The 16,621-nt window shown below is 68.2% G+C and carries 17 protein-coding genes and 1 pseudogene; 13 read left to right on the top strand and 5 right to left on the bottom strand.

Annotation, left to right across the window (positions count from 1 at the left end):
- The first annotated feature begins 5 nt into the window (after positions 1-5).
- Together AC1RRR_RS17210 and AC1RRR_RS17205 are read left to right on the top strand one after the other, a co-directional pair.
- A pseudogene (locus tag AC1RRR_RS17210) lies at positions 6-703 on the top strand (DUF998 domain-containing protein).
- A gap of 29 nt (positions 704-732) precedes the next feature.
- Positions 733-1,305, top strand: coding sequence for a hypothetical protein (locus tag AC1RRR_RS17205; protein ID WP_492814979.1), 573 nt, complete (start codon positions 733-735; stop codon positions 1,303-1,305).
- 3 nt (positions 1,306-1,308) lie between these two features.
- Here the strand turns inward: AC1RRR_RS17205 and AC1RRR_RS17200 are convergent, their stop codons facing one another.
- From AC1RRR_RS17200 to AC1RRR_RS17190, 3 genes are all read right to left on the bottom strand, one after another.
- A complete protein-coding gene (locus AC1RRR_RS17200; protein ID WP_492814977.1) occupies positions 1,309-1,869 on the bottom strand; it encodes a YbhB/YbcL family Raf kinase inhibitor-like protein in 561 nt (186 codons plus the stop codon).
- Between the two features lie 68 nt (positions 1,870-1,937).
- Positions 1,938-2,231, bottom strand: coding sequence for a hypothetical protein (locus AC1RRR_RS17195; RefSeq protein WP_492814976.1), 294 nt, complete (start codon positions 2,229-2,231; stop codon positions 1,938-1,940).
- A gap of 71 nt (positions 2,232-2,302) precedes the next feature.
- Entirely contained in the window at positions 2,303-2,923 is a 621-nt protein-coding gene (locus AC1RRR_RS17190; RefSeq protein WP_492814974.1) for a TIGR02466 family protein, read from the bottom strand.
- On the opposite strand from AC1RRR_RS17190, the gene AC1RRR_RS17185 reads away from it, so the two are divergent.
- The 11 genes from AC1RRR_RS17185 (at position 2,922) to AC1RRR_RS17135 (ending at position 14,659) form a co-directional block, all read left to right on the top strand.
- The gene (locus AC1RRR_RS17185) at positions 2,922-3,185 is read left to right on the top strand and encodes an antitoxin (protein ID WP_492815284.1); all 264 of its coding nucleotides are present in this window, start codon (positions 2,922-2,924) and stop codon (positions 3,183-3,185) included. The two genes, AC1RRR_RS17190 and AC1RRR_RS17185, sit on opposite strands and share 2 nt — an antisense overlap.
- On the top strand, positions 3,070-3,459 hold the full coding sequence (locus tag AC1RRR_RS17180; protein ID WP_492814972.1) for a type II toxin-antitoxin system RelE/ParE family toxin: 390 nt from the start codon (positions 3,070-3,072) through the stop codon (positions 3,457-3,459). The genes AC1RRR_RS17185 and AC1RRR_RS17180 overlap by 116 nt, the downstream gene beginning before the upstream one ends.
- Positions 3,460-3,476: 17 nt before the next feature.
- Positions 3,477-5,393 (top strand): excinuclease ABC subunit UvrC, encoded by a 1,917-nt coding sequence (uvrC, locus tag AC1RRR_RS17175; protein ID WP_492815282.1) that lies wholly within the window; start codon positions 3,477-3,479, stop codon positions 5,391-5,393.
- Positions 5,394-5,732: 339 nt separating this feature from the next.
- Complete coding sequence (locus AC1RRR_RS17170; protein ID WP_492814970.1) at positions 5,733-8,573, top strand: TonB-dependent receptor; 2,841 nt, start codon at positions 5,733-5,735, stop codon at positions 8,571-8,573.
- A 17-nt stretch (positions 8,574-8,590) separates the two neighbouring features.
- Complete coding sequence (locus AC1RRR_RS17165) at positions 8,591-9,985, top strand: family 43 glycosylhydrolase (RefSeq protein ID WP_492814968.1); 1,395 nt, start codon at positions 8,591-8,593, stop codon at positions 9,983-9,985.
- A gap of 78 nt (positions 9,986-10,063) precedes the next feature.
- On the top strand, positions 10,064-11,758 hold the full coding sequence (locus tag AC1RRR_RS17160) for a glycoside hydrolase family 9 protein (RefSeq protein WP_492814966.1): 1,695 nt from the start codon (positions 10,064-10,066) through the stop codon (positions 11,756-11,758).
- Positions 11,759-11,804: 46 nt separating this feature from the next.
- On the top strand, positions 11,805-12,032 hold the full coding sequence (locus tag AC1RRR_RS17155; RefSeq protein WP_492814964.1) for a hypothetical protein: 228 nt from the start codon (positions 11,805-11,807) through the stop codon (positions 12,030-12,032).
- Between the two features lie 102 nt (positions 12,033-12,134).
- Entirely contained in the window at positions 12,135-12,503 is a 369-nt protein-coding gene (locus AC1RRR_RS17150) for a response regulator (protein WP_492814962.1), read from the top strand.
- Entirely contained in the window at positions 12,500-12,835 is a 336-nt protein-coding gene (locus AC1RRR_RS17145) for a response regulator (RefSeq protein WP_492814960.1), read from the top strand. Before AC1RRR_RS17150 ends, AC1RRR_RS17145 begins: the two co-directional genes overlap by 4 nt.
- A gap of 67 nt (positions 12,836-12,902) precedes the next feature.
- Positions 12,903-13,994 (top strand): TonB family protein, encoded by a 1,092-nt coding sequence (locus AC1RRR_RS17140; protein ID WP_492814958.1) that lies wholly within the window; start codon positions 12,903-12,905, stop codon positions 13,992-13,994.
- A gap of 95 nt (positions 13,995-14,089) precedes the next feature.
- A complete protein-coding gene (locus tag AC1RRR_RS17135) occupies positions 14,090-14,659 on the top strand; it encodes a sigma-70 family RNA polymerase sigma factor (RefSeq protein ID WP_492814956.1) in 570 nt (189 codons plus the stop codon).
- Here AC1RRR_RS17135 and AC1RRR_RS17130 read toward each other — a convergent pair.
- Complete coding sequence (locus tag AC1RRR_RS17130) at positions 14,656-15,822, bottom strand: aminotransferase class V-fold PLP-dependent enzyme (protein WP_492814954.1); 1,167 nt, start codon at positions 15,820-15,822, stop codon at positions 14,656-14,658. The genes AC1RRR_RS17135 and AC1RRR_RS17130 overlap by 4 nt on opposite strands.
- Complete coding sequence (locus AC1RRR_RS17125; RefSeq protein WP_492814952.1) at positions 15,798-16,589, bottom strand: tryptophan 2,3-dioxygenase; 792 nt, start codon at positions 16,587-16,589, stop codon at positions 15,798-15,800. The genes AC1RRR_RS17130 and AC1RRR_RS17125 overlap by 25 nt, the downstream gene beginning before the upstream one ends.
- Between the last annotated feature and the right edge of the window lie 32 nt (positions 16,590-16,621).

The raw sequence follows: 16,621 nt of genomic DNA, 5'->3' as shown, positions 1-16,621 counted from the left end.
CGCTGTTGACCCGAAGGGCGGCGGAAGGGATTCTGCCGCCCTCTTCTTTTGTGACCTCGGAATCCAAGCGTTGACCGTCCGCACCGGCGCCTTCCTGAAGATCGGCGTGATCGCGCCGGCCATCATGGTGGCCGACGTGTGGATCGCCCAGCGGCTGTTCCCCGGCTTCGACGCCGGCGCCCAGTTCATCAGCGAGCTGGGCGGCCCCAAGGCGCCCCTGCCCGAGGTCTTCAACTACGGCATGATGATCGCGGGTATCGCGGGCCTCTTGGCCGGGGCGGGCTTTGCCCATGCGCTGGAAAAGGCCGGCGGCCGGCGGCGGGTCTCGGCCTTCGCGGGCCTGTTCGTGGCGCTGACGGGACTGGGAGCCTTCTTCGCCGGCGTGTTCCACTGGCCAGACCCCATGCACCGCGCCTGCGGGGTGGGCCTGGCCATGCAGTTCGCGCCGCTGTTCACCGCGTGGGCGCTGTGGGGCAAGCCGGGCTATCGGCGGCTGGCCCACTTCTCGCTGGGCTGGTTCTTCGGCCTGTTCCTGGTCTTCGCCCTGCTGACCGGCGTGTGGAACATCCGCACCGGCTATGACGTCGGCTACTGGCAGCGCGGCCACGCGTTCCTGGGCCTGCTGTGGCTGGCGATCGCCGCCTGGGTCCTGGAGAGAGGCTGGAAGGCGAGTGCGGTGGCGGCGGAGCCTGCGACCGTCTAACGTCGTTCTCAACGATATTGGGGGACGCCATGACCTACCGCTTCGCCGCCGTGATCGCCGCCGCCCTGGCGCTCAGCGCCTGCTCGCAACAGAAGACCGAGGACCAGCCCGCCGCCCCGCCCGCGCCGGACGAGGTGCGCACCCCGGCCGTGGCGCCGGCCGTGCCCGCGCCCGTCACCGCAGCGCCGAACGACGGCGTGCCCTCGAATGGGACCGTCGGCGGCGACGGCTCGCAGATCCAGCTGTCGCCCCTGCTGCGGGCCGACTTCGAGGCCAATTCCCTGAAGGGCGAGCTGGGCTGCAGCTTCAACAGCGGCGGGAGCGATCCGCTGCTCTACGCCATGGGCTTCTCGGGCATCAAGGAGCCAGGCTACGGCCTGGTGAAGGTCGGAACCTATGTCGAGCGCATCGTCGCGCCCGGCGGCTACGACGCCATGGTCAACGGCACGACCTTCAGCGGCCAGGGCAAGACCATCAAGATCGCCATCACCGGCAAGCCCACCGGCGGCGGCGAGTCTCCGCCCTACCCCGCTGCGCTGACCTACGACCGGGCCGACGGCGCCAAGCGGGTTATCGAGGGGACCTGGACCTGCGGGCCGTAGGCTCTACTGCGTTTCGGGCGCCTCATAGGTCGCCACCAGCAGGCCCTCGGCCAGGGTGTCGCCCTTCAGGGCGCTGACCAGGGTCTCCATCGGGACGTTGGGGCCGAAGGTCAGGCGCGCGGCCAGGGCGAAGATCTGGAAGTGATAGCGGTGCAGGCCGTGGCCCGGCGGCGGGCGCGGCCCGTACCAGCCGATCTTGCCCGCGCCGTTGACGCCCTGGGTCGCGCCGCCGATCCGGCCCAGCCCGGCCTCGTTCGGCAGGCCCTCGGGCAGGCTGGTCGCCTCGCCCGGGATGTTCCAGATCAGCCAGTGCACGAACGGATGCTCGCGCGGCGCGTCGGGGTCCTCGACGATAATGGCGTAGGCGGCCACGTGGTCTACCGGCGTCCAGACCAGCGGCGGCGAGCGGTTCTCGTGATAGGCCGAGTGGCGATCCTCCAGCCGACCGTCCGGGTCCAGCGACGGCGTGGTCAGGACGATCTGCCCCTCACCGAACGGCTGGACTTTCTGGATGATGAGAGCGTCGCCGGAATGGTCGGGGGCGTGATCTGGCGCTTGAGCCATGACGGGTCTCCTTCGAGGGCCGCAACCCTCGAGTGTCCAGTCAAGTTTCCCGGCTTAACCGTTGATCATCACGACGCGGATGGCGCGCGGTCGCGGACCCAGGCCTTGCAGCCTTCCGAGAAGGCGCGGGAGAGGTGGCGGCACTCGGCGGGGTCGGTCACGCCCTCGCGCTCGGCCCAGGCATAGGCGCGCCGATGGTCTTTACAGGCGTCGTAGCAGGCATAGCCGTGGAAGCTGGCATTGGGCCAGAACGGCGGCTTGAACGGGTGCGGATTTCCGCCGAGCAGGATCCACACACCAACGAGCGTCAGTACGGCCAGATACAGGCCGCCGAACCAGAGCTGTTGGACATGTTGCGGCACGGTTCGCCCCCGGGGTGGAGGCGCACTCTAGTCGCGCCGCGCTTACCGAACGGTTCCGAAGGACATTCGCCCTACCGCCAGGCGTAGTTGAAGCTGATGCTGATGCGCTGCTCGTCGGCCTGGTTGGGCGTCACCTCGTGGCGCAGCCAGCTCTCCCACATCAGGATCGCGCCGGGCGACGGCTGGACATAGACAAACGGCTGCAGGCCTTCCGGCGCGTCGGCCTCGCGGGTGGGCGCCGCCATCATCATCGGCAGGCGCGGGTCCTCGAACTTGATGGCCGAGGCGCCCGGCGGGATGGTCACATAGACCGTGCCGGAAATGACGCTGTGGGGGTGGATGTGGCCGGTGTGCTGCCCGCCGGTCTCCAGGATGTTGATCCAGAAGCTGTCCATGACCAGCTTGCCCGCGCCCAGGTCGAAACGCAGCTCCTTGGCGAAGGCGGCGGCGTGCTTGTCGAGCTTCTTCTTGAGGTCGGCGAACAGGCTGTCGCGCTGCGGCAGGTCGTTCAGCGAGGCGTAGGACGTGTAGCCCAGATAGCCCTTGTTGTAGGCCCAGGCCTGGCCGGCGTCGTCGTCCTCGGCGATGGCGATGCAGGCGTCGTGCAGCTCGTCGATGAAGGTCTCGAAGTCCTTCTCGCCGGCGAGAGAGGCTTCATAGAGCGGCGTGACAAAGAGGCTGCGCGTGGTCATGAAGCGCGTCATAGCGCCGGAGCGCGTTGACGACAAACCATGGATGGAACATAGTCAGAACATGGCCGATGGTGATCGCCCCCAGACCCGTCTCGACGCCCGCAGGGAAGACGACGCCTATTGGGCGGAGCTCCGGCGCGAGGCGGATGAGACCCTCCGCAATGGCGGTATTCCCCTTGAGGACATCGAGCGGTGGATGCGGTCCTGGGGAACCGACGCCGAACTTCCTCCGCCGGAGCCTCGCCCTCGCATCCGGAAATGAGGACTGTCGATTCTCGCCGACGGCGAGACGTGACTTGGACCGCCTCAGGCAGTGGCTGGAGGAGCGCGCGCCGCACGTCACGCACCGGGCGGTCGAAACCATCATCACGGCCTATAGATCCCTAGGCGAATTCCCAGAACGCGGCCGTTCGATCCCAGAGAACCTCCGCGAACTTATCGTTCCCTTCGGCGCGACAAGCTACGTGATCCAGTACGACGTGCAGCCTCAAAACGTGATCATCCTGCGTATCTTCCACACCCTGGAAGATCGCTGAACGTCCGGGACTCGCCTATATCTCCCTCCGTGACCGACACCACCACCGACACCGACGCCTCCCCCCGCCTGATCGGCGCCGCCCTGATCAAGGACGAGGTCACGCGCCTGCCTGACGCGCCGGGCGTCTACCGCATGATCGGCGACGCCGACGAGGTGCTGTACGTCGGCAAGGCCAAGAGCCTGAAGAAGCGCGTGGTGCAGTACGCCCAGGGCCGCTTCCATACCAACCGCATCGCCCACATGGTCGACGCGACGCGGTCGATGGAGTTCGTCACCACCCGCACCGAAGCCGACGCCCTGCTGCTCGAGATCAACCTGATCAAGCAGCTGAAGCCGCGCTTCAACGTGCTGCTGCGCGACGACAAGAGCTTCCCCGAGATCGTCATCCGCCGCGACCACGACGCGCCCCAGCTGCGCAAGCACCGCGGCGCCCACACGATCAAGGGCGACTATTTCGGGCCGTTCGCCAGCGCCTGGGCGGTGAACCGCACGCTGAACACCCTGCAGAAAGCGTTCCTGCTCCGCTCGTGCAGCGACAGCGTCTACGACGCCCGCGACCGGCCCTGCATGCTGCACCAGATCAAGCGCTGCGCCGCCCCCTGCACCGGCCTGATCGGCAAGGACGACTACCAGGCGCTGGTCGACCAGGCCGAAGCCTTCCTGCGCGGCAAGTCCCGTGCGGTGATGGCGACCATGGCCAAGGAGATGGAGGCCGCCGCCGAGGAGCTGGAGTTCGAACGCGCCGCCCGCCTGCGCGACCGCATCCGCGCCCTCTCCAGCGTCGCGCAGGAGACCCAGATCAACCCCGAGACCGTGGACGAGGCCGACGTCGTCGCCCTGCACGTCGAGGGCGGCCAGGCCTGCGTGCAGGTGTTCTTCTTCCGCGCCGGCCAGAACTGGGGCAACCGCGCCTACTTCCCGCGGGTGACCGGCAATGCCGATGAATCCGAGGACGAGACCACCACCGAGGAACAGCGGATCCTGACCGCGTTCCTGGGCCAGTTCTACGACGACAAGCCGATCCCGCGCCTGATCCTGGCCAACCTCCAGCCGGCCGAGACCGACCTCCTCTCCGAAGCCTTCGCCCTGAAGAGCGGCCGCAAGGTCGAGATCAGCGTGCCCAAGCGCGGCGAGAAGGCCGACCTGGTCGGTCACGCCCTGACCAATGCCCGGGAGGCCTTGGGCCGGAAAATGGCCGAGGGCAGCGCCCAGACCAAGCTGCTGGCCGGGGTCTGCGAGGCCTTCAAGCTGGAAGCCCCGCCCGAGCGGATCGAGGTCTACGACAACAGCCACATCCAGGGCACCAACGCCGTCGGCGGCATGATCGTGGCCGGGCCGGAAGGCTTCATGAAAGGCCAGTACCGCAAGTTCAACATCAAGAGCACCGAGCTCACGCCCGGCGACGACTACGGCATGATGAAGGAGGTGCTGAAGCGCCGCTTCTCGCGCCTGGTCAAGGAAGAGGAAGACGGCGACGACGCCAACCGCCCCGACCTTGTCCTGGTCGACGGCGGCAAGGGCCAGCTGGATGCGGCGCTGGAGATCATGGCCGACCTGGGCGTCGACGACATCGCCGTCGTGGGGGTCGCCAAGGGCCCGGACCGCGACGCCGGCCTGGAGCGGTTCTTCATCCCCGGCCAGACGCCGTTCATGCTCGAACCGAAGTCGCCCGTGCTCTACTACCTGCAACGCCTGCGCGACGAGGCCCACCGGTTCGCGATCGGGGCGCACCGCACCCGCCGATCCATGGACCTAAAGAAGAACCCGCTCGACGAGATCGAGGGCGTGGGTCCGGGACGCAAGAAGGCGCTGCTGCATGCGTTCGGCTCCGCCAAGGGCGTGGGTCGGGCCAGCGTCGAGGACCTGGTGAAGGTCGAGGGCGTCAGCCAGGCCCTGGCCGAGCGGATCCACGGGTTCTTCCGGAAGTCATGAACGCTCCCTCTCTCTTAGAGAGAGGGTTTGGTGCGCCGGCCTATCCCCTGACAAATCCGATTTCACTCCTCTGAACCCCGGCCAAAACGCCGAGTTTCCGTAGCGTCCACGCGCCTTTACGGCCGCTCGCACGAGGACAGACAACTGGCCAGGACAATTTGTCCGACTAGGCTTCGCAGCCTGGCTCGCGCTTTCAAACCCAGCGTTTAAGCACCTTTCTCCGCCGCCAGCCAAACCCCTCCCTCGCAAACCCTCTTGTCGAAACCTATATTGTCCGACAATAATACAAATGAAGCCGCCGCGCAGACGGAGGCCGTGTAATTCAGGGAGGGAACACCAATGACCAACCGGTCCACGACTCCGCGCGCCTATTGGCTGCTTTCGGCCGGCGCCGCCGCGCTGGTTCTGGGCGCCGCCACCGGCGCCAACGCCCAAGCCGCCGACGCCGCTCCCACCGCCACCCAGTCCAATGACAACCAGGTCGAGGAGGTCGTGGTGCGCGGCATCCGCGCCAGCCTGGAGAAGGGCCTCGCGGTAAAGCGCCAAGCAACCCAGGTCGTCGAATCCGTCGTCGCCGAGGACATCGGCAAGCTGCCCGACAACAACGTCGTCGAGGCCCTGCAGCGGGTCGCTGGCGTGCAGGTCACCAACCGCTCGGGCGGCGAGGCTTCGGCCATCTCGATCCGCGGCCTGCCCGACATCACCACCACCTGGAACGGCCGCAACGTCTTCACGGCCTCTGGCCGCCAGCTGGCCCTGCAGGACATCCCGGCCAACCTGGTCAAGCGCATCGACGTCTACAAGACCCGGGCCGCCGAGCAGATCGAGACCGGCATCGCCGGCCAGGTCGACGTCCAGACCCGCCGCCCCTTCGACTTCCAGGGCCCCGCCTTCTCGCTGGCCGCGCGCGGCATCTGGCACGAGCAGGCCGACAAGTTTAACCCCAACCTGAGCGCCCTGGTCAGCAACCGCTGGACCACCAACGCCGGCGACGTCGGGGCTTTGCTCAGCGTCAGCTTCGCCCGCACCAAGTTCCGCGACCAGAGCGTCACGGCCGGGGCCGTGGTGCCGTTCATGACCGCCACGCCGGCCGCCGGCTGGACGCCGCTGGAACGCATCCAGCCCACCGACGGCCGCGCGCCCGGCCAGCAGCTGTGGGTGCCGGGCAGCAACAGCGGCCTGCCCAGCAAGGCCGGCTCGACCCTGACCATCAACGGCGTCGCCACGCCCTATCTGCTGTCACGCGACGCGGTGTTCGCCAGCGACTTCTACGGCGACCGCAAGCGCCCGGCCGTCAACGCCGCCCTGCAATGGGCTCCGAACGACCGCAGCGAATACACCTTCGAGTTCTTCTACGACGGCTACCGCAACAAGACCTTCAACAGCCTGCTGTTCTCGTTTGTCGACTGGTGGGGGAACCTGGGCCCGAACCCGGCCTCGACCTACACCCTGTTCCCCGACACCAACATCATGAAGACCCGGACCGTCGGCGCGGTCTATGGCTTCAACAGCGGCGACCTGACCACCGCCAAGACCGATAGTTTCGTGTACGCCCTGAACGGCAAGTGGGAGGTCGGCGATCGCCTGCACCTGACGGCCGACTTCGCCTATCAGGACAGCACCTACAGCAGCCAGTTCCTGGCCATGCGCACCGACCGGGTGGCCAACTCGATCACGGTCGACTTCAACCCGGGCAACGGGGTGACGGCGTTCAAGTTCGACAACAACGCCCTGCTGAAAGACCCGGCGCAGTGGAACGTCGCCCAGTTCTACGACAACGCCAACAAGAACGAAGGCGACGCCATCACCCTGTCGTTCGACGGGACCTATGACGCCGACTGGGGGCCGCTACGCACCGTCAAGTTCGGCGGCCGTTACGACTTCCGCGGGGCCTCGGAATCCCAGCGCACCCAGGACGGCTTCCTGGGCCGGCCGCTCAGCACCCTGGACAAGGGCCTGCAGTTCACCAACGAGGGCTTCTTCGACGGCCAGGCCGACGTGCCGACCTCGTGGGTGCTGGCCAACGGCTACTATCTGCACGACCACGCCACCGAGATCCGGGCGCTGTACAAGACGGTCAATCCCAACTTCAAGACCACCGACCAGCTGCGGCTGTTCAAGAACTTCAGCGTCGACGAGGCCACCACCGCCGCCTACGTCCAGGCCGATTTCGAGCAGGACCTGTTCGGCCGCCCGCTGAAGGCCCAGGCCGGCCTGCGTTATGTCAGCGTCATTACCGACATGGCCTTCAACGACCAGCTGACCGGCGCGCGCAAGCTGGACACCGCCAAGGTGAGCGACCTGCTGCCCAGCGTCACGGTCCGTTACGACCTGGCAAAGACTTTCACGCTGCGCTTCAACTACGGCAAGACCCTACGCCGGCCCAACTTCACGGACCTCAATCCGAACTACAACCTGACCGGCGACCTGACCAATGTCGGCTACGGCTCGGGCACGGGCGGCAATCCGGACCTGGCAGCCACGCGCGCGACCAACTACGACCTGACCGCCGAGTGGTACTTCCAGCCTGGCAGCGCCCTCTACGGCACGGTCTTCCGGCGCGAGATCGACGGGCTGGTCGTCGGCCTGCGCCGCCGCCAGACCATCGCCAACAGCGGCCAGAACACCAACTCGTTCGTCATCACCCAGCCGGTCAACGCCTCGGACGGCGTGCTGAAGGGCTTCGAGGTCGGCCTGGTCTATTTCCCCGACTACCTGCCCGACGTGCTGAAGGGCCTGGGCGTGCAGGCCAGCCTGACCAAGCTGGAGTCGTCGCAGAACGTCCCCTCGACCGACGCCGCCGGCAATATCACCGGCCAGCAGCGGACCTCGTTCTTCGGGGTGTCGAACTTCTCGTACAACGTCACCCTGGCCTATGAGCGCGGCCCGATCGGCGCCCGCCTGTCGTATGTCTGGCGCGACGACTTCCTGAACAACAACGAAGCCGCCCTGTTCGCCAACCCGATCGGCATCTGGCGTCGCCCGGAAAAGAGCCTGGACTTCCAGCTCAGCTACCAGGTGCGTCCGAACATCTCGGTGACCTTCGACGCGGTGAACCTGACCGACGAGATGAGCCAGTCGTACTATGCCTTCGGCGACGCCGGCGGGCCGACCACCGACAACTTCGGCTCGACCATCCTCAGCCGCACCTTCGCGGTCGGCCTGCGGTATTCGTTCTGATCGAGGAGACCAAGCGCATGACCCTCGACCTCAACCGCCGGACGATGCTGGCCGGCGCAAGCGTCCTCGCGGCAGCCGGCCCCGCCGCCGCCCGCATCTCGCCCGCCATTCCGTCGAACCCGCTGGTGCGCCAGCGGGCCGACGCCCTGATCTTCAAGCACCACGACGGCCTGTACTACATGACCGCCTCGGTGCCGGAGTACGACCGCCTGGCCATTCGCCGGTCGCCCACCCTGGCGGGCCTCTCCACCGCCAAGGAGGCGGTGATCTGGCGCAGGCCCAAGACCGGCAAGCTGGGCGGCTATATCTGGGCGCCCGAGCTGCACGAGATCGACGGCCGCTGGCACATGTATTTCGCGGCCGGCGACGCGGGCGAGCCGTTCCATATCCGCACCTATGTGCTGCGCTGCCTGGACAAGGATCCGATGACCGGCCGCTGGGAGGCCGTCGGCCAGTTCCAGACCCCCTGGGACACCTTCACGCTGGACTCGACGGTCTTCAGCCACAAGGGCGTGCGCTACATCCTGTGGGCCCAGGCCGAGCCGGGCATCAAGACTAACAGCAACCTCTATCTGGCGCCCCTGAAGACCCCGACCACCCTGGCCCGGCCGCCGGCGCGCCTGACCGTGCCGACGCTGGACTGGGAGATCCGCGGCTTCAAGGTCGCCGAGGGCCCCGCCCCGCTGCACCGCAACGGCAAGCTGTTCATCAGCTACTCGGCCAGCGCCACCGACGACCGCTACTGCCTGGGCCTGCTGAGCGCCGACGAGGACGCGGACCTGATGTCGCCCGATGTCTGGAGCAAGTCGCCCGAGCCGGTCTTCAAGACCTGCGAGGAGACAAAGATCTGGGGGCCGGGCCACAACTCTTTCACCGTCGACGAGCAGGGCCGCGACGTCCTCGTCTATCACGGCCGCGACTACAAGGAGATCAAGGGCGATCCCCTGTTCGACCCCAACCGCCACACGCGCGTGCAGCGGCTGTACTACAAGCCCGACGGGACGCCGGACTTCGGGGTTCCGGTGGGGGCGGGCGAGGTCCCGGACCGGTTCAGCCCGCTGGATCGGCCGGGGCGCTTCCTGCGCCATGACGGCGATCGGCTGCTGGTGGGCGCGGGCCCGCTGCCGACGACGCAGTTCCGCCAGAAGCCAGGACTGGCCGGCGCCGGAACGGTGTCGCTGGAGCCGATCCTGAAACCGGGCTCGGTGCTGGCGGTCGGGGTCAACGGGGCGGTGGAGATCGTCCCGGCCGGGAGCGGTGACCCCAAGCGCGCCAGCTTCAAGCGCGGCGTGGGCCTGGCCGGCAAGGGCGTGTCCTTCGCGGCCCTGGGCGGAGGGCATCTGCGGCATCGCGACGGCGTGGTGGTCGTGGGTGGTGGCGACGTCGGCGCGGCGACGTTCACGGTGAGCTGAACCGGCGCCCATGTCTCCACCGGAGATTGTCGCCAACTCGACCGCACGCTAGCGTCCGCCAACCACGCGGGAGGCGGCATGTCGAAGACCCACAAGGGGATCACCCGTCGTCAGGCGGCTGGCGGCGCGATCGGCCTGCTGGCGGCGGCGCAGGCCGGCTGCGCCCACGCCGCGCCCTCCACGCCGGGACCGAAGCTGAACCAGGTGGGCTACGCCCCCGGCGCGGCCAAGCGGTTCGTCCTGACCGCCGCGCCCGGCGACATCGTCCCACGCGCCTTCACGGTCGAGACCCTGACCGGCAAGCCCATCTTCACCGGCAGGCTGGACGACAAGGTCCACGACCTGACCGTCACCGCCGGCGAGCATGTGCGGACGGGCGACTTCTCGGCCCTGACCAAGCCCGGCCGCTATCGCGTGAAGGTGGGCGAGCAGGCCTCCGCACCGTTCGGCGTGGCCGAGGGGCTGTACGGACCGCTGGTCCGCGACGCCGCCCGCGCCTTCTTCCTGATCCGCGCCAGCGTGGCGATCGACGATCCGGTGACCGGCATCCGCCACGCCGCCGGCCATCGCGACGAGGCCGCACTGATCGTCGACGGCCAGACCCGCGACCTGACCGGCGGCTGGTACAACGCCGGCGACTACGGCAAGTGGACCCACATGGCGGCGATCAGCGTCAGCCAGATGATGTGGCTGCACGAACTGCGCCCCGCCCAGGCCGGCGCGCTGAAGCTGGGGATCACGCCCCTCTATCCCGACCTTCCCGACCTGCTGCAGCAGGCCCGCTGGGGGCTGGAGTGGCTGCTGAAGATGCAGAACCCCGACGGTTCGGTGCTGCACAAGGTCGACTCCGGACCCAATGTCTATGCCTGGGGCCAGCCGCCCGAGCGCGATCCGCATCCGCGCGTGGTCCAGGCGGGCGGCAGCCTGGACGCGGGCGTGTTCGTCGGGGCGATGATGCAGGCCGCCCGGGTGTTCGCCTCGCTGGACCCCGCCTTCGCCGCGCGCTGCCGCGCCGCCGCCCAGCGCGCCTGGACCTGGCTGGAAGCCAATCCTGAGGTCATGCGCAACGACGTCAACTACGCCGATCCCGATCCGCGCCAGGAGATCCTGTGGGCGACCTGCGAGATGTCCGCGGCCACCGGCGACGCCGCGCTGGGCGCGCGGGCGGCGGAGACCTTGAAGGCGATCGGCGTCTTCCCGTTCTTCTGGCCTTCGCCCCAGGTGCTAGGAACGATGAGCCTGGCGCGCGGCAAGGGCGAGGCCGCCGCCGTGGCCCGCGCGGCGATCGTCGAGACGGCCAAAGCCCTCGCCGCCGACGTCCGGGCCGATCCGTACGGCTTCTCGGCCCGGCCAGAAGCCTATTACTGGGGCTCGGTCGAAGTGGCGCTGAACACCGCCGTCATCTGCCTGTTCGCCGCCGAACTGGGCGAAGCGTCTGCCCGCGACACCGCTCAGCGCCTAATGGACTACGTGCTGGGCTGCAACACCCTGGACCACAGCTTCGTCACCGGTCACGGCGAGCGCGCCACGCGGCGGCCCTATCACTGGACCTGCCGGGTCTGGGGCGTGGTCATGCCGGGTTGGGCCAGCGGCGGCCCCAACGGCGGCGCGCCCGGCGCCGATCCACGCCTGAAGGTCCTGATCGACGCCAAGACCCCGCCGGCCAAGTGCTTCGTCGACGCCTGCGAGAACGACGGCTCCTGGGCCTCCAACGAGGGCCAGACCAGCGAGAACGCGGCCCTGCTGCTGGCGACGGGGCTGCTGGGACTTTGAGAGGCGACCCGTTGGCCGGCGTCAACAACGCCCTACCTAGGACAACATGGCTATCTGGCTGCAATATCTGATCGCGTTCGCCGCCCTGGTGGTGCTGGCCCCGCTGGTCGCGTGGCTGGCCCACCGGTTCGGGTCGAAGGCCAAAGGCGGACTGATGCTGGCCTCGGTGCTGCTGGGTTTCGGCGCGGTCCTGGACCAGCCGGCCAAGCACGCGATCGAGGCGGCTGAGCCGGTGAAGGGCTCGCCGGAAAACGACGAGCCTCCACTCGATTAGTCGGTCAAATTCCAAATATTAACCAGTATTTACAAGAAATTAATTCTAGTAGACCTGAAACCAGCTAGCACTTCACACATTCCATTGCTCAGGAGGATGAGCATGGAACAGATTTCGGTGCTCCTGGTCGAAGACAACGCCGCCCTGCGGGCGATGAGTCAGGCCATGCTCGCGGCGGCGGGATATCGCGTGCGGGTCGCCGCCGACGCCGACGAGGCGCTGTTGCGCCTGGGCAGCGAGCCGCTCTCCGCCCTGGTCACGGACATCAATCTGGGCGCCGGAGCCGACGGCTTCGACCTGGCCCACCGGGCGCGGATGACCGATCCGGGCCTGCCGGTGGTCTATGTCTCGGCCCGCTGCGCCCACCGCTTCCCCAGCGAAGGCGTCAGCCGCTCGGAGTTCGTCGCCAAGCCGATCGCGCCGTGGGAGCTGTTGCAGGCCCTGGGCCGCGCCTTGGAGGCCCGGCCATGAGCCTGCAAGTCGTTCTCGTCGTCGAAGACGAACCGCTTGTCCGGATGAGCGCCGCCGAGGCCCTGCGCGACGAGGGCTTCACCGTCTACGAAGCCGCCGACGCCAGCGAGGCTCTGGAGGTCATGGAAGACCACCAGGAGGTCGGCGTCGTCTTCACCGACATCGACATGCCCGGCATGAGCGGCCTGGAACTGGCCGACGAGATCCACCGCCGTCGCCCGGCGGTGCGCTGCCTGCTGACCTCGGGCCGCCGCCCGCCCGCCAACGATCCGTTCCTGCCCAAGCCCTACAGCCTGGGCCGCCTGGGCGAGGCGATCCGGCGCGCGGCTTAGAAACCTTCACTTGACCGAACGCCGCGATGTGAGGAGATAACCTCAACCTTAGATCGCGGAGCGTTCAATGCGCGGCATGCTGCTTGTGGCCCTGGCCTTCCTGACGCCTGCCGCAGCGCACGCCGTCATCCCGCCGCCACCGCCCAAACCCCAGCCGCAGTTGGTCACCTACGGCCCGACGCCGACCACCTTTACCTGCGGCAAGGGCCAGGCCCGCCTGCTCGAGGGCGCGCCCGTGCCGATCCGGACGCAGCAGAGCTACGTCTCGATCGAGGGCCAGTTCGGCTCGCCCGCGCCCGAGCGTTACACCTTCGGGGTCGATGCCGAAGGCCGGGTGATCGACCTGAAACCCGGCACGCCCCGGGCGATAGACAGCCAGGCCGCCCTCATCGCCAGCTGGCGGTTCGCGCCCGGCGCTCCGGCCTCGGCCTGCAAGCTACCGCTGACGGCCACCGTCGTTCCGCTGGAGCTGGCCTCGCCCGCCCAGCTGCTGCAGGCCCAGATCGCCGAGTGGCGCAACACGCCGGCCTATGTGCGCAAGGCCCTGGACGCGCTGGGCAACTGCGGACAGACCCCGCGCCGCCGGCCGCAGAACATCGCCTATCCGGACATCCGTCCCTTCGGCGACCGCACCGTCGACCCGGCCTGGGCGGGCATGACCTACGACATCGACGCCGACGGCGCCGTGCGCAATATCCGCATCGTCACCCAGCACGGCGAACAAGCCTTCGCCGACGCCGCGGCCGCCTCGGTCGCCGAAAGCCGCTTCCAGACGGGCTCGCCGCGCACCGGCTGCCACGCGGTGTTCAAGGCCGGCCTGAAGGCCTCGCCGGCCACCAAGCGTCCCGACGCCTCGTCCTTCGAACGCCCCGGCGACGCCTGCCCCTTGAAGAAGGTCCCGCTGCCCGAGGTCATGCCCTACCCGCCGGCCTATGCCGAGCGCCGCGTCGGCGGCTGGGCGATCGTGCGGTTCGACGTCGCCCCGTGGGGCCAGGTCGGCTCGGTGGAGGTGCTGGCCTCGCAGCCCACGCAGACCTTCCGCGTCGCGGCCGGCGACCTGATGCAGCGCATCAAGGTCCCGGCTCCGCCGACCGGCTATCGCGGCTGCGTCATGCCGATCATCTACGCGACCCCGGCCGTGGTCGACGAGGACTACTAAAGACTCGAAACGAGGACCTCATTTGCCCCTCGGCTGGAACCTTAGCTCTCCCGTTCCGTTTTGAGCTTGAGTGTTTCTTCCCGAAGGGGGCCGTGATGGACCATCAAGACCAAAAGACCTTCGAACGCGATCTGATCGCCCTGATCCCGCACCTGCGCGCGTTCGCCCGCTCGCTGTGCGGCGACGCCACCGCCGCCGACGATCTGGCGCAGGACGCCGTCGCCAAGGCCTGGGCCAGCCGCAACAGCTTCACCATGGGCACCAACATGAAGGCCTGGACCTTCATGATCCTGCGCAACCAGTTCTATTCCGACAAGCGCCGCAGCTGGCGCTCGGTGGGCCTGGACCAGGAAACCGCCGAACGCACCCTGGTGGCCAACACCAATTTCGACAGCGCCATCGCCCTGGACGACCTGCGCCAGGCCATGATGATGCTGCCCGAGAGCCAACGTGAAGCGCTGATACTGATCGGCGCCGGCGGGTTCTCGTACGAAGAGGCGGCCGAGGTCATCGGCGTCGCCGTCGGCACGGTCAAGAGCCGCGTCAGCCGCGCCCGCGCCGACCTGCTGCAGATCTTCGAGACCGGCAACTACGAACGCGACGGCCTGCCCGTGCACGAAGCCATGGGCAGCATGCTGAAGGCGCTGGAGCGTCTGGCGGCTTAAGCCTCCAGCTCCGCGCACGCCGCGCAAAACGCCGTGAGATCGGCCTCGTCGTGATAGACGGAGAGGCCGATCCGCAGCACGTCATCGCGGACATCGACCACGACACCCTTTTCGGCCAGCGCCTGTTTCCAGGCGCTGGCTTTTTCATGCCGCAGCGCCAGGAACCGCGCCTGCGGGCCGCTCTCCGGCGGGTTCAGCACCAGCGCGCCCTTCAGCGGGTCGGCGGCCACAAGGCTCCGCATCAGCCCACCCACATACGCCGCGATCGCCGCCGTGGTCAGGCCTTCCGCCTCCAGCATCCGGCCGGCCGCTACGAAGCGATAGAGCCCCGACGGGTCGAACGTCGCGCCCATGAAGCGCTGGGCGTCGGTGGTGTAGCCCACCCCGCCCGGCGGGCCTTCCAGGTCGCCGAACTCGGCGTACCATCCGGTCAGCACCGGGCGCGGGCCAAAGCCCGGCGGCGCATGCAGGAACGCCGCCCCCTCCCCGGCCATGGCGTATTTGTAGCCGCCGGCCAGGTAGAACACCCGGTCCGCCACGGCTGACAGGTCCGTCGGCACGGCTCGGAAGCCGTGATAGCCGTCGACGACCAGCCACGGGCCTTCAGGCTTGGACAGCTCGGCCAGCTCCCAGACCCGGTCGAAGACGAAACCGATCTTGAAGAACACGTGGCTGACGAAGATCAGGTCGTACTGCCCCGTGCGCGCGGCGTTGATGAACCGCTCGGCGAAGTCCGGTCGCTCGCTCTCCACCAGGGTCAGTTCGATCTCGCCGGCCTCGACCCAGCGCTGGGCCTGGCGGCGGAACGAGTGGAACTCGCCGTCGGTCGACAGGATGCGGACCGGCTTGCGCGTCACAGCCGACTTCAGCACCGCCAGCAGGGTATGGGTGTTGGGCGCGAAGACCACAGAGTCCGGCGACGGCAAGTTCAGCTCGCGGGCGACCAGGCCTTGCGCCGCCGGATAGACCTCGCCCAGCGCCTTGTCCCACTTGTGGTCGGCCAGCATGGCGGCGTCGCGCCAGACATCGACCTGGGCGTCCAGCGTCACGTCCGGCCACAGATGGTGGCTGTGAGCGGCCATATGCAGTCGGCCGGGGACACCCAGCGCCCGCGAAAAGAGATCCTTGCGCGCGGTCATCAGAGCTTGCCCCGCAGCGTCCACAGCTCCGGGAACGCCCGCCGCCGCAGGGTCGAGGCCAGGTAGCCGATCCCGTCGGTGCCCCCCGTGCCTGGCCGCCCGCCGATGATCCGCTCGACGGTCAGCACATGCTTGTGGCGCCAGGTGACCAGGGCGTCGTCCAGGTCGACCAGCTTCTCGGCCAGCTGGTACAGCTCCCAATAGCGCTGCGGGTCACGATAAACCTCCAGCCAGGCGGCCTCGACCGCTTCGGACGGGACATAGGCCTGGGTGAAGTCGCGATGCAAAGCCGCGTCCGGAACCGTCAGCCCGTGCCGCGGCAGCTGGGCGATGGCGACGTCGTAGAGGCTGGGCGCGGCCAGCGCCGCCTGCAGCAAAGCGAGGCCGTCCGAGCCCTCCTCCTGGAACTTCAGGAAGCTCTGGTCCTTCAGGCCCAGCATATATTCCAGGGTGCGAAACTGGGCCGACTGGAAGCCCGAGCTGGTCCCCAGCGAGCCCCGGAAACTCAGGTAATCGGCCGGCGTCATGGTCGCCAGGATGTCCCACGACAGGGTCATCACCGTCTGGATCCGCGACACCCGCGCCAGGGCCTTGTAGGCCGGCTCGACATCGCCCGCCGCGATCAGCCGCATGGCCAGGCCGACCTCGTGGATGATCTCCTTGAGCCACAGCTCCTTGGTCTGGTGGATGACGATGAACAGCAGTTCGTCGTGCCGATCGCTCTGCGGCTGTTGCGCCGCCAGCAGGGTGTCGAGCGCGAGGTACCGCGCGTAGGTCATGTCTTGCGCCATGGAAGAACCCTAGGCTGTTCGCGACGGCACAT

The organism is Caulobacter sp. GW821-FHT12D05 (assembly GCF_058807295.1).
The sequence above is the reverse complement of the archived record's forward strand: the minus strand, read 5'-3'. Positions and strand labels throughout refer to the sequence as shown.

Excerpts from the sequence above, each read along its gene's own strand:
- AC1RRR_RS17190 (WP_492814974.1), bottom strand. The coding sequence starts at position 2,923 with ATGACCACGCGCAGCCTCTTTGTCACGCCGCTCTATGAAGCCTCTCTC.
- AC1RRR_RS17200 (WP_492814977.1), bottom strand. The coding sequence starts at position 1,869 with ATGGCTCAAGCGCCAGATCACGCCCCCGACCATTCCGGCGACGCTCTC.
- AC1RRR_RS17135 (WP_492814956.1), top strand. The coding sequence starts at position 14,090 with ATGGACCATCAAGACCAAAAGACCTTCGAACGCGATCTGATCGCCCTG.
- AC1RRR_RS17145 (WP_492814960.1), top strand. The coding sequence starts at position 12,500 with ATGAGCCTGCAAGTCGTTCTCGTCGTCGAAGACGAACCGCTTGTCCGG.
- AC1RRR_RS17140 (WP_492814958.1), top strand. The coding sequence starts at position 12,903 with ATGCGCGGCATGCTGCTTGTGGCCCTGGCCTTCCTGACGCCTGCCGCA.
- AC1RRR_RS17150 (WP_492814962.1), top strand. The coding sequence starts at position 12,135 with ATGGAACAGATTTCGGTGCTCCTGGTCGAAGACAACGCCGCCCTGCGG.
- AC1RRR_RS17185 (WP_492815284.1), top strand. The coding sequence starts at position 2,922 with ATGAAGCGCGTCATAGCGCCGGAGCGCGTTGACGACAAACCATGGATG.
- AC1RRR_RS17180 (WP_492814972.1), top strand. The coding sequence starts at position 3,070 with ATGAGACCCTCCGCAATGGCGGTATTCCCCTTGAGGACATCGAGCGGT.
- AC1RRR_RS17125 (WP_492814952.1), bottom strand. The coding sequence starts at position 16,589 with ATGGCGCAAGACATGACCTACGCGCGGTACCTCGCGCTCGACACCCTG.
- AC1RRR_RS17160 (WP_492814966.1), top strand. The coding sequence starts at position 10,064 with ATGTCGAAGACCCACAAGGGGATCACCCGTCGTCAGGCGGCTGGCGGC.
- AC1RRR_RS17155 (WP_492814964.1), top strand. The coding sequence starts at position 11,805 with ATGGCTATCTGGCTGCAATATCTGATCGCGTTCGCCGCCCTGGTGGTG.
- AC1RRR_RS17170 (WP_492814970.1), top strand. The coding sequence starts at position 5,733 with ATGACCAACCGGTCCACGACTCCGCGCGCCTATTGGCTGCTTTCGGCC.
- AC1RRR_RS17165 (WP_492814968.1), top strand. The coding sequence starts at position 8,591 with ATGACCCTCGACCTCAACCGCCGGACGATGCTGGCCGGCGCAAGCGTC.
- AC1RRR_RS17205 (WP_492814979.1), top strand. The coding sequence starts at position 733 with ATGACCTACCGCTTCGCCGCCGTGATCGCCGCCGCCCTGGCGCTCAGC.